14 protein-coding genes are annotated in these 15,411 nt (G+C 44.4%); 9 read left to right on the forward strand and 5 right to left on the reverse strand.

The features are described 5' to 3' along the window. Positions 1–223: 223 nt before the first annotated feature. Both gyrB and C1N53_RS11750 read right to left on the reverse strand, forming a co-directional pair. Entirely contained in the window at positions 224–2,185 is a 1,962-nt protein-coding gene (gyrB, locus tag C1N53_RS11745) for a DNA topoisomerase (ATP-hydrolyzing) subunit B (protein WP_137759491.1), read from the reverse strand. 275 nt (positions 2,186–2,460) lie between these two features. Then, positions 2,461–3,096 carry an SIMPL domain-containing protein gene (locus tag C1N53_RS11750; RefSeq protein WP_137759492.1) on the reverse strand — a complete coding sequence of 212 codons (636 nt, stop codon included), beginning with the start codon at positions 3,094–3,096 and terminating at the stop codon, positions 2,461–2,463. A 155-nt stretch (positions 3,097–3,251) separates the two neighbouring features. Between C1N53_RS11750 and C1N53_RS11755 the strand changes: the two genes are divergently transcribed. From C1N53_RS11755 to uxaC, 5 genes are all read left to right on the forward strand, one after another. Next, a complete protein-coding gene (locus C1N53_RS11755; RefSeq protein WP_137759493.1) occupies positions 3,252–3,581 on the forward strand; it encodes a DMT family protein in 330 nt (109 codons plus the stop codon). 607 nt (positions 3,582–4,188) lie between these two features. After that, positions 4,189–5,028, forward strand: coding sequence for a 5-dehydro-4-deoxy-D-glucuronate isomerase (gene kduI, locus C1N53_RS11760; protein ID WP_137759494.1), 840 nt, complete (start codon positions 4,189–4,191; stop codon positions 5,026–5,028). Positions 5,029–5,033: 5 nt separating this feature from the next. Continuing rightward, positions 5,034–5,822, forward strand: coding sequence for a gluconate 5-dehydrogenase (locus C1N53_RS11765; protein WP_137759495.1), 789 nt, complete (start codon positions 5,034–5,036; stop codon positions 5,820–5,822). A gap of 30 nt (positions 5,823–5,852) precedes the next feature. Then, positions 5,853–6,878, forward strand: a complete 1,026-nt coding sequence (locus C1N53_RS11770) for a LacI family DNA-binding transcriptional regulator (protein WP_137759496.1) — start codon at positions 5,853–5,855, stop codon at positions 6,876–6,878. A gap of 375 nt (positions 6,879–7,253) precedes the next feature. Continuing rightward, positions 7,254–8,654, forward strand: a complete 1,401-nt coding sequence (uxaC, locus tag C1N53_RS11775; protein ID WP_206077570.1) for a glucuronate isomerase — start codon at positions 7,254–7,256, stop codon at positions 8,652–8,654. Between the two features lie 200 nt (positions 8,655–8,854). Here the strand turns inward: uxaC and C1N53_RS11780 are convergent, their stop codons facing one another. From C1N53_RS11780 to C1N53_RS11790, 3 genes are all read right to left on the reverse strand, one after another. Then, a complete protein-coding gene (locus C1N53_RS11780; protein WP_137759498.1) occupies positions 8,855–10,213 on the reverse strand; it encodes an IS110 family transposase in 1,359 nt (452 codons plus the stop codon). 418 nt (positions 10,214–10,631) lie between these two features. Further along, on the reverse strand, positions 10,632–11,255 hold the full coding sequence (locus C1N53_RS11785; protein WP_137759499.1) for a hypothetical protein: 624 nt from the start codon (positions 11,253–11,255) through the stop codon (positions 10,632–10,634). 228 nt (positions 11,256–11,483) lie between these two features. Continuing rightward, positions 11,484–11,954: a hypothetical protein gene (locus tag C1N53_RS11790; protein WP_137759500.1), complete on the reverse strand. Its 471-nt coding sequence runs from the start codon at positions 11,952–11,954 to the stop codon at positions 11,484–11,486. Between the two features lie 129 nt (positions 11,955–12,083). Between C1N53_RS11790 and C1N53_RS11795 the strand changes: the two genes are divergently transcribed. The 4 genes from C1N53_RS11795 (at position 12,084) to C1N53_RS11810 (ending at position 15,336) form a co-directional block, all read left to right on the forward strand. Beyond that, entirely contained in the window at positions 12,084–12,557 is a 474-nt protein-coding gene (locus C1N53_RS11795) for a nucleoside deaminase (RefSeq protein WP_137759501.1), read from the forward strand. Between the two features lie 121 nt (positions 12,558–12,678). Further along, positions 12,679–14,187, forward strand: coding sequence for an ATP-binding protein (locus C1N53_RS11800; protein ID WP_137759502.1), 1,509 nt, complete (start codon positions 12,679–12,681; stop codon positions 14,185–14,187). Between the two features lie 8 nt (positions 14,188–14,195). Continuing rightward, positions 14,196–14,903: an ATP-binding protein gene (locus C1N53_RS11805; protein ID WP_137759503.1), complete on the forward strand. Its 708-nt coding sequence runs from the start codon at positions 14,196–14,198 to the stop codon at positions 14,901–14,903. A gap of 19 nt (positions 14,904–14,922) precedes the next feature. Continuing rightward, positions 14,923–15,336 carry a response regulator gene (locus tag C1N53_RS11810; RefSeq protein ID WP_137759504.1) on the forward strand — a complete coding sequence of 138 codons (414 nt, stop codon included), beginning with the start codon at positions 14,923–14,925 and terminating at the stop codon, positions 15,334–15,336. Positions 15,337–15,411: the final 75 nt, after the last annotated feature.

Here is a 15,411-nt window from a genome sequence, read left to right on the forward strand (position 1 = left end):
AGATGCACTGCTCTTTGCTGAAAGAACGCATGGCTGACTTTCTGTTCACCTTTGCTGCCAACTTGTTACTAACAGATAAGCAGAATAACAAGAGCTAATTTACTATATAATAGCTAATTTGTGCTATTGAAATAAAGTATTTATAGCCTCTAAAAATGCTTAAAAGTAAAAGCGGCTGTACCTCCTGAAAGATACAGCCGCTTTTGCTTTTAAGCATTTAAGTTTACACGTCTACACGGGCATACTTGGCGTTACGTTCAATAAAATCACGTCGAGGACCAACCTCGTCGCCCATCAGCATCGAGAACAGGTGGTCGGCTTCGGCAGCAGACTCTATAGTTACCTGCTTTAAGCTGCGGGTACTCGGATCCATGGTCGTGTTCCAGAGTTGCTCCGGGTTCATCTCACCAAGACCCTTGTAACGCTGCACACCCACACTATCTTCTTTTCCTTTGCCAAGCTCCGCAATAGCATTGATACGGTCCTGCTCGCTCCAGCAATAACGCTCCTCTTTACCTTTCTTCACCAGGTAAAGCGGCGGCAGTGCAATATAGATATAGCCATTCTCGATCAATTCCTTCATATACCGGAAGAAGAATGTCAGGATCAGGGTACGGATGTGTGACCCGTCCACGTCGGCATCCGTCATGATGATGATGCGGTGGTAGCGCAGCTTCGTCATGTTCAGGGCCTTTTCATCCTCCTGGGTACCAAAGCTCACACCTAAGGCCGTGATCATGTTCTTGATCTCATCGTTTTCGTAGATGCGATGCTCCTGTGCCTTCTCAACATTCAGTATCTTACCACGCAAAGGCAGAATAGCCTGAAACTTACGGTCGCGGCCCTGCTTTGCAGAACCTCCGGCAGAGTCACCTTCTACCAGGTATATTTCGCAGTTCTCAGGATTGCTGTCAGAACAGTCGGCCAGTTTACCAGGCAAGCTTGTACCGGAAAGTACATTCTTGCGCTGTACCATCTCACGCGCCTTACGGGCAGCATGGCGGGCCTGTGCTGCCAGAATCACCTTCTGTACAATGGTACGGGCTTCTTTCGGGTTCTCCTCCAGGTACTGCGTCAGCATTTCGCCTACGGCCACATCCACGGCACCGGAAACTTCAGAGTTACCAAGCTTGGTTTTGGTCTGTCCTTCAAACTGAGGCTCCCCTACTTTTACAGAAATAACAGCCGTTAAGCCTTCACGGAAGTCATCCCCGTTAATATCCAGCTTTACCTTATCCAGCATTCCCGATTTTTCGGCATATCCTTTTAAGGTACGGGTTAAGGCACGACGGAAACCGGCTACGTGTGTACCGCCTTCTATCGTGTTGATGTTGTTTACATACGAAAAGATATTCTCTGAATAAGAGGTGTTGTACTGCAGCGCAATTTCCACCGGAACACCGTTTTTCTCGCTTTCCACGTGAATCGGCTCCGGAATCAGGTTCTCGCGGGTTTCATCGAGGTAAGCGACAAATTCCTTTAAACCACCTTCCGAGAAGAAAGAATCAGACAGCAGCGCCTCTCCTTTTTCATTTACTTCACGCAGATCCTGCAGGTTAATACGAATGCCTTTGTTCAGGAAAGCTAATTCTCTTAAACGGCTGGCTACTGTATCGTATTTATACTCTGTAGTTGTGAAAATAGAGGCATCCGGTTTAAAGTGCACAGTTGTACCGGTCTTATCCGTTTCACCTACTTCACGAACCGGGTACTGCGGCACACCTATATTATAGTGCTGCTCATAAACTTTGCCTTTACGATGCACCGTTACATGCAGATCAGTAGAAAGGGCATTCACGCAGGATACACCCACACCGTGCAAACCACCAGATACCTTATATGTATCTTTGTCGAATTTACCTCCGGCGTGCAGCACTGTCATCACTACCTCCAGTGCCGAACGGCCTTCTTTCTGGTGAAAATCGGTAGGTATACCACGGCCGTTGTCAGATACTGTAATAGAGTTGTCCGGGTTAATTGTTACCGAAATCTCATCGCAATGGCCAGCCAGTGCTTCATCTATAGAGTTATCTACAACCTCCCATACCAGGTGGTGCAAGCCTTTGATGCCTATATCGCCAATGTACATGGCTGGACGTTTACGAACTGCTTCGAGTCCTTCCAGTACCTGAATACTATTTGCAGAATAATCGTTTGCTAATTGTTTTTCTTCCACTTCACTCATGTGTGTAAAAAGATCATTAATGGGTAAAATTACCACTTTTATTTGGTTTTAGCTATACATTTCACACCCATAAAACAGGCAAACATGCGCTTACCCGTAATTTGTACATCTCCGATGCTAAAACGCCTTCTATTCAGAACAAAATATAAGCGTTTATAGTGCCTGTAGGAGAAAGTATAAAACTGTGTATAAATAAAGGCCGCCTACAGGATAGACAGCCTTTCAAACAGATAAACAGGAAAACTTTATGTAAAATTTTGAATGGAAAATCAGGTTTATTGCAGCTTTGCCTTTACCCTCACCTTAGACACTACACGGCGGTTAAAATCGTAATATTCGTGCCCGAAAGGCGAATTAGTTTCCAGCTCCTCTATACTTACAATCTCATACTGGCGCGCCGTGGTCTTGTTCAGGAAGTTTAACTTTACCTTTGCATTCTCCAAAGCCTTAGCCAGCATCTGCTCCTGCAGTTTTACCCGCTGCTCCGGGCTCAGGTAGGCACCCGACACATTCACGTTAAAAGGAAAATTCCTTTTCAGAGCATCGCGGGTAATCTGGTTATAAGCTGCTGTATCGGCCACATCCAGATTATAGGACACTCCAGCCTGGTACATATCGGTGCGCATCTTTTTGTCCATTTGCTCCGGCATATAGCCTACAAAGATATTTTCATTCATCTTTATCATAGAAGGATATTGCTTTTGAAGCGAATCAGCCCATACCTGAAACTTATCCTTCAACGACAAAGGACCATTGTAAGAAAGGTTCAGCCGGTAACCTGCTTCAGCGGCAGGCTGCTCATACTCCCCTATCACCTCCAGGTATCCTTCGTCTGGCGCCTGCCGGCTGGTACAACTGCTGAAGCCCGCCACTGCTATTGCAAATACACAGAGGCTTATTACTCTTTTCATAGCTTAGATAGACACTTAATATATAGTAATTAGCTAACGAGAATCATGCCAATTAATTCTCATAAGCAGTTTTATTCTAAATTTTATAAAATATAGTTCTTCAACTGTTAGCTCCTCAATTTTTAATTACCTTGTGCCTCTTATTTTCAGACTCTATGAGAACCGTTATACTTTTACTTATTTCAAATGTCTTTATGACTTTTGCCTGGTATGGGCACTTAAAATTTAAGGAAACCGCGCTCTGGAAAGTAATACTGGTGAGCTGGCTTATCGCATTTTTCGAATACTGCTTCCAGGTGCCCGCCAACCGGATCGGGCACGGGCAGTTTAGCGCTTTTCAACTTAAAACTATTCAGGAAGTAATTACCTTAGTGGTCTTCATCGGATTTTCGGTGCTCTATCTCCGCGAAGAAGTAAAGTGGAATTATATAGTAGGTTTTGTGCTGATTCTGGCTGCTGTCTTTTTTGTTTTTAAAAAATGGTAAGATAGCTTCTATATATACCTTTTCTACAGGGCTTACAGGACCTAAGGAAAGGCTGCTTTCCTTAGGTCCTGTAAGCCCTCATTTACTGCAGAGCAAAAGGTGGAATAATCAACGTCTTTAAAGTTTCATTTATTTTTCTATGCTTAAAAGGCTTTTCCTGCACTTATACCCATCACATCTTGTACCTTACACATTCCTCTAACTCTATGATAATTTCTCTCAATTTTAATGAGTAATGACACATAAGGTTATACTTACTAAAATTGAACTCTTATCTGCCTTCTCATCCTCCCTCTCCAACATTTACCGAAGCTAAACTACTGCGACACTGACGAAGCACTTGCTATTTTAAAAGCACTCTATTGCGCAACCGATTGTATGCTTAGAAAGCTATGTTCATTCAGCGAACCCAAACTAATGTATTTTTGAAACTTAGTATATAAACACGTATTTATCAAAATAAATTAGGATATAAAATCATATCAGTACTTACTCAAATCTTTATGAAAAGCATTAATAATCTTTTTTTATTTAAAAAAGATTAACAGAAAAAACATTAAACCTGTACTTTGCGCAAACGTTTACATAGATTAGCAAAAAAAACACTATGAGTTTATCCTACCATACCAGGCATGCCAGCCATCCGGCAGATAGTAAAACTTATGACACAGCTAAGTTGAGAGAGGCTTTTCTAATTGAAGATCTTTTCCAGCCTGACACTATTCAGGCAGTCTACACCATGTATGACCGCCTGATTGTAGGAGGAGCCAGCCCGGTAGGTAAACCGCTTTTACTGGAAACTTTCCCCACACTTCGATCCGACTACTTTCTGGAAAGAAGAGAACTGGGCATCATTAATATCGGAGCCGAAAGCACCATAAGCGTTGACGGCGAGCCTTATACTTTAGCCAACAAAGAGGCGTTGTACATTGGCAAGGGTGCAAAAGAAGTTATATTCCACCCATCCAACCAGGGGCAGACACAGTTTTACTTCAACTCAGCACCTGCACACCATACCTACCCTACCAGAAAAGTTTCGCTGTCTGATGCTGAAACAGTAGAAATGGGATCACTGGAAAACTCTAACCACCGCATTATCCGGAAGCTTTTAATCAATTCTGTTGTAGAAACCTGTCAGCTGCAAATGGGCCTTACAGAGCTTCAGAAAGGCAGCGTCTGGAATACCATGCCTGCCCATACACACGACAGGCGTATGGAGGCTTACCTCTATTTCAACCTCCCAGAGGACCAGGTGGTTTGTCACTTTATGGGCGAGCCTACCGAAACGCGCCATCTTTTTGTAAAAAACACACAAGCTGTTATTTCGCCACCATGGTCTATCCACAGCGGCGCAGGCACCTCTAACTACTCCTTTATATGGGGCATGGCCGGCGAGAACCTCGACTATAACGATATGGATAAAGTTCAACCCACAGATTTAAAGTAAAGCTGATGAAAGACTTATTTGACCTTACAGGTCAGGTTGCTTTAGTGACGGGTGCGACACATGGGTTGGGTATGGCCATGGCCAAAGCGCTTGCCAAAGCCGGTGCTACGCTGGTGGTAAACGGCAACACGCCGGAAAAAATGCAAAAGGCGCTACAGGTGTACGAGCAGGATAAACTGGAGGTAAAAGGCTATTTATTTGATGTAACCAATGAGCAGCAGGTAAAAGAAAACATTGCCCGCATTGAGCAGGAAGTTGGCCCGATTCAGATTCTGGTGAATAATGCCGGAATGATTAAACGGGTACCGGCGCTGGAAATGGATGTAGAGGAATTCAGGCAGGTAGTGGATGTTGACCTTACTGCTCCTTTTATAGTATCGAAGCATGTGGCAAAAGGCATGGTGGCAAGAGGCGGAGGCAAGATTATAAACATCTGCTCTATGATGAGTGAACTGGGCCGCGACACCGTAACAGCTTATGCTGCTGCAAAAGGCGGCTTAAAGATGCTTACCCGCAACCTGGCCACAGAGTGGGCGAAGTATAACATACAGGTAAACGGCATTGGCCCAGGCTACTTTGCAACCGATCAGACAGCACCTATCCGTGTAAACGGGCATCCGTTTAACGACTTTATTATAAACAGAACTCCGGCAGGCCGGTGGGGTGATCCGGAAGATTTAGAAGGCGTTACCATTTTTCTGGCAAGCAGGGCAAGCGATTTTATCAACGGCCAGATCATTTATGTTGATGGAGGCATATTGGCTACCATCGGCAAGCCACACGAAGCACACTAAGCCAAACATAACCGCCTGAGGATATAAACCATGGCAGAGAATACAAAAGTTACCATTCACGACATAGCAGAGAAGCTCAACATTACAGCTTCTACTGTTTCACGTGCCCTAAACGGAAGCTCACGCATTAGCGAAGTAACCAAAAGGGCTGTACTAAAAGCAGCTAAACAATTAAACTACCAGCCTAACCATATTGCTGCAGCCCTTCGTAACGGCAAAAGCCACCTGATAGGTATTATAGTGCCTACGGCTGACAGAGCTTTTTTTGCTTCTGTGGTAAGAGGAATAGAAGAAATAGCAAACTCTCTCAACTATAAAGTAATTATCTGCCAGTCTTACGACAACTACGAGAAAGAAGTGCAAACGGTAGATGCGCTTTTGAGTGCACGCGTAGACGGTATCATTGCCTCTATCGGAAAGAATACGGAAGATTTTGAGCACTTCAGAAAAGTACAGGAAAAAGGCATTCCGCTAGTGCTTTTCGACCGCACTACTGATGCACTGGAGGTGAGTCAGGTTATAATTGATGACTACTTGGGTGCATATAAAGTGGTAGAACACCTGATACAGCAAGGATGCAGAAGAATAGCCCACTTCACCAGCCCTAAAAAGGTAAGCATTTATAAAGAGCGCTTAAGAGGCTACATGGATGCCTTGCGTGACCATGACATTCCTTTTGAAGAGGACCTGGTGGTAAAGAGCAACCTGCAACTAGAAGACGGCAGAAGCAGCATGGAGCAACTTCTGCAGATGGAAAATATCCCGGATGCCGTTTTTTCTGCCTCTGATTATGGCGCCATGGGAGCGATGCAGGTGCTGAAAGAAAGAAACATAAAGATACCGGAACAAATTGCTCTGGCTGGCTTTAGTAACGAACCTTTTACCTCGTTCACCGACCCTACCCTTACCACTGTAGATCAGTTCAGTGTGACCATGGGTAAAGTAACGGCGGAGCAATTCTTTGAGCATTTCAAGTCTAAAGAAAAACATCATAAATCTCAAAAAGTGGTTATAAAGCCAGAACTTATTATCAGGAAATCAACGCTGCGAAAATAAAAGACCAGGTCTAAAAATATTGTACCGGTACCAACTAAGGAGCTAAAGCCGGAGCTTAATTTCTTTTATAAACTAAAGATTGTATGATGAAGCTATCAAACATAGAAACAAAAGGTTTACAAAACCAAAGACCGAAGGTTTTGCTGTCTGTACCATGTACTGCATATCAGTATGCATGTAGGGAAATCTGATCCTTATAACTGAACAACAGGATATTTAAATGCTTTATAAGGTATCTGAATAAAAAGAATGTAATGCATAAAGCAATCCTTTGCAAAATATTAAGAAGCGAAGCTTGCAAAACTGACCATAAAATCGGAACTAGAACTAGATAAAGCTATAGTAAAGCAACTTTATCATCTGAAAACTATAATTATGTCCTTTATAGACGAAAATTTTCTTTTACAAACCAAAACGGCTCAGCGCCTGTATCATGAGCATGCGAAGAACATGCCCATTATCGACTATCACTGTCACCTTTCTCCGGAAGACATTGCCAACAACAGGCAGTTTAAAAACCTGACAGAGATATGGCTGGAAGGCGACCATTATAAGTGGCGCGCCATGCGCACCAACGGTATAGCTGAGAAATATTGTACAGGTAATGCCGACGCGTATGAGAAGTTTGAGAAATGGGCTGAAACAGTTCCTTACACCATGCGCAACCCGCTTTACCACTGGACGCATATGGAGCTCAAAAGGCCATTTGGTATAGATAAAGTGCTGAAGCCTGAAACCGCCCGTGAAATATACGACGACTGCACTTCTATGCTGCAATCTGAGGATTTCAGGGTGCGAGGCATCCTGCGCCAGATGAACGTATCCGTTATCTGCACGACAGATGATCCGGTAGACAGCCTGGAGCACCATCAGAAGATTAAAGCAGATGATTTTGGTATAAAGGTACTGCCTACCTACCGCGCCGATAAAGTGATGGCCATTGAGGATGCAGCCGTATTCCTGCCCTACCTGCAGAAGCTGGAGCAGGTATCAGGCATTTCGATAGGCAACTTTCAGCAACTACTCGATGCACTGCAGCAAAGGCATGATTTCTTCCATGCGCAAGGCTGCCGCCTGTCCGACCACGGTTTAGAAACCATTTATGCTGAAAATTATTCTGACGAGGAAATCAGAAGCATTTTTGAAAAGGCCCTTAATAAGCAGGCAATAAGCCAGGAAGAGGTGCTTAAGTTTAAATCTGCCATGCTGGTGCACCTGGCCCTGATGGATCATGCCAAAGGCTGGACACAGCAGTTTCACCTTGGCGCCTTGCGCAACAACAATACGCGCTTGATGCGTGAACTGGGAGCAGACACAGGCTTCGACTCTATAGGCGATTTCGATGTGGCTCGTCCACTCTCCAGGTTCATGGCTAAGCTGGACAATTCCAACCAATTAGCTAAAACCATACTTTACAACCTGAATCCCAGTCAGAATGAGCTTTATGCAACCATGATCGGCAACTTTAACGACGGTAGCATGCCTGGCAAAATTCAGTATGGCTCTGCCTGGTGGTTCCTGGATCAGAAAGACGGCATGGAAAAGCAGATGAATGCTTTATCGAACATGGGCTTGTTAAGCCGCTTTGTAGGCATGCTCACCGACTCCAGAAGCTTTCTGTCTTACCCACGACACGAGTATTTCAGAAGGATTCTCTGCAACTTAATAGGCAATGATGTGGAGAACGGAGAATTACCAGCCAGCGAAATGGAATGGCTAGGGCAAATGGTGGAAAACATCTGCTACTATAACGCCAAAAGTTACTTTGATTTTTAAAACTAGCTACCCCTGAGAATATTTCAGAAATCTCCGACAGGTCCTCTTCCACTAGAGAACCTGTCGGAGCAAAACTAGATTAGATTCTGCTGTTCAAGCTTACAACAAGCTTCTTTGGCTTGCTTTTACATTAAGATCCAGCTTAAGTAACAGCTAAAAATAAAGGGAAGTCAACAATAGGAATCCTGACTAACGTTTTCTCACCAGGTCGTTGCAAAGCCCACGTCTTGTGGTTTTAGTTCTAATTTAGCGATGTTTTTCTTTATCCGCTGCACCAGCTTTAGTTTTCTTTTCTCGTCGAGAAACAAGTACTGTTTTAGTGGCTGGTACTGCAAACATTTGCTTAGCATGTTCCAGATGATGACAGCCAGCTTGCGGGCCGTAGCGCTTACTGCCGCTTGCCGTCCTTTGCGGAAGGCTATTCGCCTGAAGAAGTCCGACAGATGCGTATCTTTCAAATTGCCGATGGCATTGGCCGCCTGCCGGAGCGCTATTTTCAAGCGGTTGCTGCCTTTGGGGATACGGCTACTGAGCACCCTGCCGCCGCTTACCTTCGTGTTGGGGCAGAGGCGAAGCCAGTTGGCAAACTGCTTGGCAGAACCAAACTTCTTTATCCCTTCCGGCCCCACTTCGCTCATCAGCGCGATCACCGTCGAGTGGCTCACCCCTTCTATCTTCATCAGGTCCACGCCATTGAAGTACTGGTAGGCCAGCTGGTTGAGGTCCATCTGCTGAGGGGCATTTTTATTGACCCGCTTATAGGGCTTGGCCTCCGCCTTCAACCCCCGCTTCTGCTCGTCTGCCTCCACCTGCTCTTTGAGCAGCTTCTCCATGGCCACATCGCAGGCCGCTATTTTTTCCTGCAGCACCTTGTATAGCTCCAGCTCCTGGGTGAGGGCAAAGAGCAGGTCCCGGCGGCCATTTCCATGAAGCGCCTGGGCAATCTCTTCTTTTGTTTTGCGGCAGTTGCCGTGGCGGCAAGCGGCCAGTTTCTCCGGGTCCGTCTCCCCCCGGCAAACGGCCTCGATGATGGCCATGCCCGTCTGACCCGTCACGTCGCGCACCACCACATCCAGGCGCAGGTTCAACAGACGCAGGTACTTTTGCATCTTTTGCGTGGTCACGGCAGCCGTCTCCAACAGCGAGGTGCGGTGGCGGCAGTAGGTGCGCAACTCCTCCGTTGCCTGGTCAGGCAGGAAGCTCCCTGATAAGAGCCCCAGGGAGTGCAGGCGCTGGATCCATTGGCAGTCCTGCACATCGGTCTTGCGTCCCTTGATATTCTTGGTGAACTTGCCGTTGCAGAGCACTACCTCAAAACCTGCACCCTGCAAGGTGGCAAACAGGTTCTGCCAATAAGTGCCCGTACTCTCCATGGCTACTGTGGTGATATCGTGCTCCTGCAACCAGGTAGCCAGCTCCTGCAGGTCAGCCTCATACACACCGAACTCCCGTACCTGATCCGCTCCTTGCCCCACAGCAACATAGTGTGTGCGACTCCCCAGATCGATACCGGCAGCATGTGGGTTGACAATTTCCATAGGCGTACTTTTCTTTTTCATAGCGCTAAGAAATGAAGTAAATGAAAAGTGATCCCAGGGGAATGTAGTGTAGGTAAAAGAAAGTATCCTGAACGGGGTCTCCTCGAGGAGCCACCACTGAAATCACCTCAAAGCCCTTTCTATGCAGCAGAAGGACTTTTTACATTCCAACCAGAATTTAGCGCGAGCTTGGAAGCATCAATTAGAATTCGGTCTTACAAGGGATACAACATATATACGAAGCCACGTTAGCAAGAGAAATCAATAGTTAATATGGGGGGAATTTATGTGAACGTATAGCTTAGTACTAAGCGTGCGTGTAATGAACTTCTACAGAGCGGCAGCATAGCTTCGGCTGCAGCAATGGAAATTTTCGCCCAATTTCAAAGTACTTAGCCTGAGCCTGCATGATGTATTCTTCTTAGAACTTGTCTTATACTCAAGAACCTAGCCCTCCTCCTGCCTCTAAAGCAGCAAACTCCATTTGCAGTGCTTTTATCTGCACTTCATCCTCCGACAGCAAATCATTATCGATTTCGCTCTTTCTTTTATTCAGGTCCTGCAGAACCATATTGGCCATGTTCCAACCGTTCTCGCTCCAATCGTGGTACTTCTCCCTTACATTCTTCAGGAAGAAAGTATATACTTCTACTACATTACTTTTATTAACCACCGACATTTCAGCATAACTTCCCAGCAGGTCTGCTTTCCAGGGAGCAAGCACCCTTCGCCTCTCCACTACAAGCTCATACTTATCGTCAAGCTTTGCAAAGCGCTGCTTCATTTGTTCAAATTCGTCCTGCTCTTCTTTGGTGAGTTTGTTCTCCCTGCTCTCTAATGCCGCCACACGTACCCGAAAATCTTCTTTTGCCTGCTGCCACTCTTCCTCGCTCAGCTCATCCAACTGGTTTCCCTGTGCCATTACCCAGGATCTCAGTTCATCTACTCCTCCTTCCACCTCCTGCTCTTTTGTAAAGGAACATGCGGCACTGCAAAGCAACGCCAGAAAGAAAGCACACAGCCATATTTCTTGAAATATCTTTTGTAGTATAAGCTTCTTCATATAAGGCAGGGTAATAATTACTGTACAAACTATATCATTAAAAAAGCCTGCCCTAAGTAAAGCTTAAGGCAGGCTACAAATAAGTTTTTCACAATCGAAAACCAAGCTTCTGTAAGCTTAAGCAGGCAATCGGCCTGTAAAATAAACCCATTATGTATTCTTTTGTACGATAGATTTTTAGCTAAGTTTAACCTGCGGCCATTACCTCCAAGCGCCGGCTTTTAGCTGCTATTTATGCTTTTTCTCAAACACCAGGTACTCGCTGTTGGCGATCTGTTTCAGTACCAGTTTATCGGCTTGCAAATTTACCAGGTGCCAGCGGTAAAGCTTTGCAGTCTGAATGGCTCTGCCGTCAACACCTTTCACCTGCACCGAAATATGCCCGTCTTCTTCCAGTTTCCAAATGCCGGTTTCTGTAACCTCTTTGCCATTAAATGCATTCGGGGCTGGATTTAAACGGGTTATCTGGTAACTGTTGTTTGGGAAAAATATTAACTCCAGCTCTGGTACTCCCTCAGCAGATTTTAGATTTTCCTGATGGTATTGCAGGCGTTCACGCAAAACCCATACTTTCGAAAGCTGCGTAAGGGTATCAGGCAAAGCGGCTGAAACAGCGGTGGGTTCGTTTGCAGCATAACCCGTTATTACATGAGTTTTACTTGAAAAGATCATGATCAGCAAAAGTAGAAAAGCAGCCATTGATTTAACGTTATTTTAATATATCAACTTCAGACTTACGTATTGAATATAAATTTTCCACTATTTATATAAAACACATTTTCTAATTACCTTACGAAAGATACTGGAATTTTAGCAGGAAGTAAATACATGAAAACGAAAGAAGATTTTATGCGCGAGGCAATCAGGCTGTCTATCGAGAAGATGGAGGCTGGCTTCGGAGGCCCTTTTGGAGCCGTTGTGGTTCGCCATGGTGAGATTATTGCAAGAGGCTACAACAACGTCACCTCTTCCAACGACCCAACAGCCCATGCCGAGGTAGATGCAATCCGAAAAGCCTGTAAAGTCCTTAATTCGCACCAATTAACCGACTGTGAACTCTACACCAGTTGCGAACCGTGCCCTATGTGCCTGGGAGCCATATACTGGGCGCGTCCAAAAAAAGTATATTACGGCAATACAAAAGCCGATGCAGCCCATATTGGATTCGACGATCACTTTATCTACCAGGAGATAGAGAAAGACCTGCCCGAAAGAACTATACCGATGGAGCAACTCCTGCACAAGGAGGCACTGGAAGGGTTTAGAGCGTGGGAAAGCAAGCTTGACAAAGCCGATTATTAATTTAATTCATTCAAGCACATTGTTTTATACAAACAAACACATAAATTGCATTTTATTACTATGATAAAACTAAAAACAGCTTTATCATTTATTAATTAAATACAATTTATAAACCATAAACTTGAATCTTTTAACCAAAATCTATTTAGCTTTTGGGTTTATTCTTGTTGTTTTCACCTTTGTAACAGTTTCTTTTATCCGACAATCAAAAGAAATAGACAAGGATACTCAGGCCGCTATTAATTCTACAGAGGTGCTTCGTGTCTCTGAAGGATTGGAGAAAGCTATTGTAGATAGCGAAACCGGTTTAAGAGGTTTTCAGATATCAGACAACGAGGCTTTCCTGGACCCTTATTACAAGGGCTTACTGGAATTTGACATGCGAATGGCTGAACTGAAACAACTTATCAAAGACCAGGAGCAGCTGAAACAACTGGCAAAGATCGATTCAAGTTATGCTGAGTGGCAGGCTACCTTTTCTGAGCCTTCTATTACCCTGCAGCGTGCAGCCTTAAAATCAGCTAATGCAAAGCAAGCTTACCAGGAGTTTCTTGAAGACCGGATAAAATCAGGTGCCGGTAAAAAAATAATCGATCATATCCGGCAGTTGATTGCAGGTTTTGATGAGCGGGAACAGATGCTCAAAAAACAAAACCTACAGGATATGAATGCCACTCTCCGCTTCACCCGGAATCTGGCCATTATGCTTACCATCGGCAGTATACTGATTGGGTTAGCTGTTATCATTACCCTGGGCAATACGATCAGCAATAGGCTTAAAGCAATGGTTGCAATGGCAGGCGAAGTGGCAAACGGTCATTTTAACGTCAAAATCAGCGATAACAGCCAGGATGAAATAAGCAAAGTAACGGATTCTCTTAATACCATGGCCGACAGGCTCAATACCAGTTTTACGGATCTTCAGAAAATGAACCGTGAGCTGGATCAGTTTGCCTATGTTGTATCGCACGATCTGAAAGCCCCGCTTCGTGCCATAAATAACCTGGCAGAGTGGATACAGGAGGATCTCACAGATCCTGACCCTGATATTCAGCGAAACCTGGAACTGATGCGCGGGCGTGTACTACGGATGGAGAACCTGATCAACGGCATCTTAGACTATTCTAAAATTGGCAGAAAAAAGCTACCTAAGACAACCTTTGAAGTACAGCAGCTCATTTCTGAAATAAAAGACTCTGTTGTTTGTAATTCGGCAGTATCTATTGAAATTGAAAATAGCCTGCCCAGGTTAACTACAGAAAAGATTTTACTGGAACAGGTATTCACAAACTTTATCAGCAACGCCATCAAGTACAACGATAAGCCTGTGCCTCAAGTAAAAATTGGCTGCCATACCCTTAACAATTGGGTTGAGTTTTATGTAGAAGACAATGGCCCTGGTATTCCTAAGGAATTTCATAACAAGGTGTTTGGTGTTTTCCAAACTATGGAAGCACGCGACACAAAGGAAAGTACCGGAATAGGATTGGCTATCGTTAAAAAAATAATTGATGAGAAAGGCGGTCAGATACGTTTAGACTCGGAAGAAGGAAAAGGCTGCCGCTTTACTTTTAGCTGGCCAATTGAAATGGTTCTTACAAAAGAGAACGAATTTGCCACTACCCTATAAATCTGCCAATGAACCAGGATTTTAATTGTGAGGAGAAGCTGGAAGAGTTACAAAGCGAATTCAATGAATTTGCTTACATCATCTCTCATGACCTGAAAGCTCCTATTCGCGCTATTTCAAATCTATCGGTATGGATAGAAGAAGATTTAGGAGAGAATATTCCGGGAGATGTGCAGCAGAACATGCACCTGCTTCGAAACCGTGCCGTGCGCCTGGAACGCATGATCGAATCGTTACTTACCTACTCAAGGGTAACCAGCCAGGATTTGGACATACTCCCAACAGACATAAAAGCTTTAGTTGATGATGTGCTTGCCTCTTTACCTGAACCAGGTAAGCTTACCTTGAATCTGACTGACGCACTGCCCGTAATAGAGACTTATAAATTAAAGCTACGGGCAATTATAAATAACTTATTGCTGAATGTGGCCTTGCATAGCAACGTGCCTCAGACAGAAGTAACGCTAAGCCTGCAGGAACTGGGCGATTTTTATAGATTTACAATAGCAGATAATGGAGGAGGCGTACCGGCAGAGGCTCTCCCCAAAATCTTTAAAATATTTTACACTGTTGCTCCTAAAGATAAAGTTGAGACCAGCGGTGCAGGACTGGCGATTTCTAAAAAGATAGTAGACTTTGCCGGTGGAAAAATTGAAGCTGAAAATAATGAAGCTGGAGGATTAACAGTTTCATTTACATGGCCTAAGTTAAACTGAAAACAAACGACTCATTCATATGATTGAAAAATTAGTGAACGTTCTGCTCGTTGAAGACGATGAGGTAGATATCATGAATGTGCAACGCGCCTTCAAAAAAAACAGCATCACCAACCCGTTATTTATAGCCCGAAATGGCCTGGAAGCGCTTGAGATGCTTAAATCCGGCATGGTGCCTTTCCCACATATTATTATCCTAGATATTAATATGCCTAAGATGAATGGCATAGAGTTTTTAAAAGAGCTCCGCCAAGACGATGACTTTAAAAGTGCCAGCGTTTTTGTTATGACAACCTCTAATGAAGACAGCGATAAAATAAATGCTTACAATCTGAATGTGGCAGGTTATATACTTAAACCTCTCTCATTCGAAAAATTTATTACTTCGGTAGCTACACTTAATAGTTATTGGAAGCTATGCGAGCGCCCCTGAAGCGACCTGACAACTATATCTTTTTCGAACTTAACTGATCTGCGCACTCTCCAACCCTAATTGATCTTTGCCTGT

The organism is Pontibacter sp. SGAir0037, from assembly GCF_005491705.1.
Taxonomy (GTDB): domain Bacteria; phylum Bacteroidota; class Bacteroidia; order Cytophagales; family Hymenobacteraceae; genus Pontibacter.

Coding starts and splice junctions, on each gene's coding strand:
- gyrB (WP_137759491.1), bottom strand. CDS start 2,185: ATGAGTGAAGTGGAAGAAAAACAATTAGCAAACGATTATTCTGCAAAT.
- C1N53_RS11750 (WP_137759492.1), bottom strand. CDS start 3,096: ATGAAAAGAGTAATAAGCCTCTGTGTATTTGCAATAGCAGTGGCGGGC.
- C1N53_RS11755 (WP_137759493.1), top strand. CDS start 3,252: ATGAGAACCGTTATACTTTTACTTATTTCAAATGTCTTTATGACTTTT.
- kduI (WP_137759494.1), top strand. CDS start 4,189: ATGAGTTTATCCTACCATACCAGGCATGCCAGCCATCCGGCAGATAGT.
- C1N53_RS11765 (WP_137759495.1), top strand. CDS start 5,034: ATGAAAGACTTATTTGACCTTACAGGTCAGGTTGCTTTAGTGACGGGT.
- C1N53_RS11770 (WP_137759496.1), top strand. CDS start 5,853: ATGGCAGAGAATACAAAAGTTACCATTCACGACATAGCAGAGAAGCTC.
- uxaC (WP_206077570.1), top strand. CDS start 7,254: ATGTCCTTTATAGACGAAAATTTTCTTTTACAAACCAAAACGGCTCAG.
- C1N53_RS11780 (WP_137759498.1), bottom strand. CDS start 10,213: ATGAAAAAGAAAAGTACGCCTATGGAAATTGTCAACCCACATGCTGCC.
- C1N53_RS11785 (WP_137759499.1), bottom strand. CDS start 11,255: ATGAAGAAGCTTATACTACAAAAGATATTTCAAGAAATATGGCTGTGT.
- C1N53_RS11790 (WP_137759500.1), bottom strand. CDS start 11,954: ATGGCTGCTTTTCTACTTTTGCTGATCATGATCTTTTCAAGTAAAACT.
- C1N53_RS11795 (WP_137759501.1), top strand. CDS start 12,084: ATGAAAACGAAAGAAGATTTTATGCGCGAGGCAATCAGGCTGTCTATC.
- C1N53_RS11805 (WP_137759503.1), top strand. CDS start 14,196: ATGAACCAGGATTTTAATTGTGAGGAGAAGCTGGAAGAGTTACAAAGC.
- C1N53_RS11810 (WP_137759504.1), top strand. CDS start 14,923: ATGATTGAAAAATTAGTGAACGTTCTGCTCGTTGAAGACGATGAGGTA.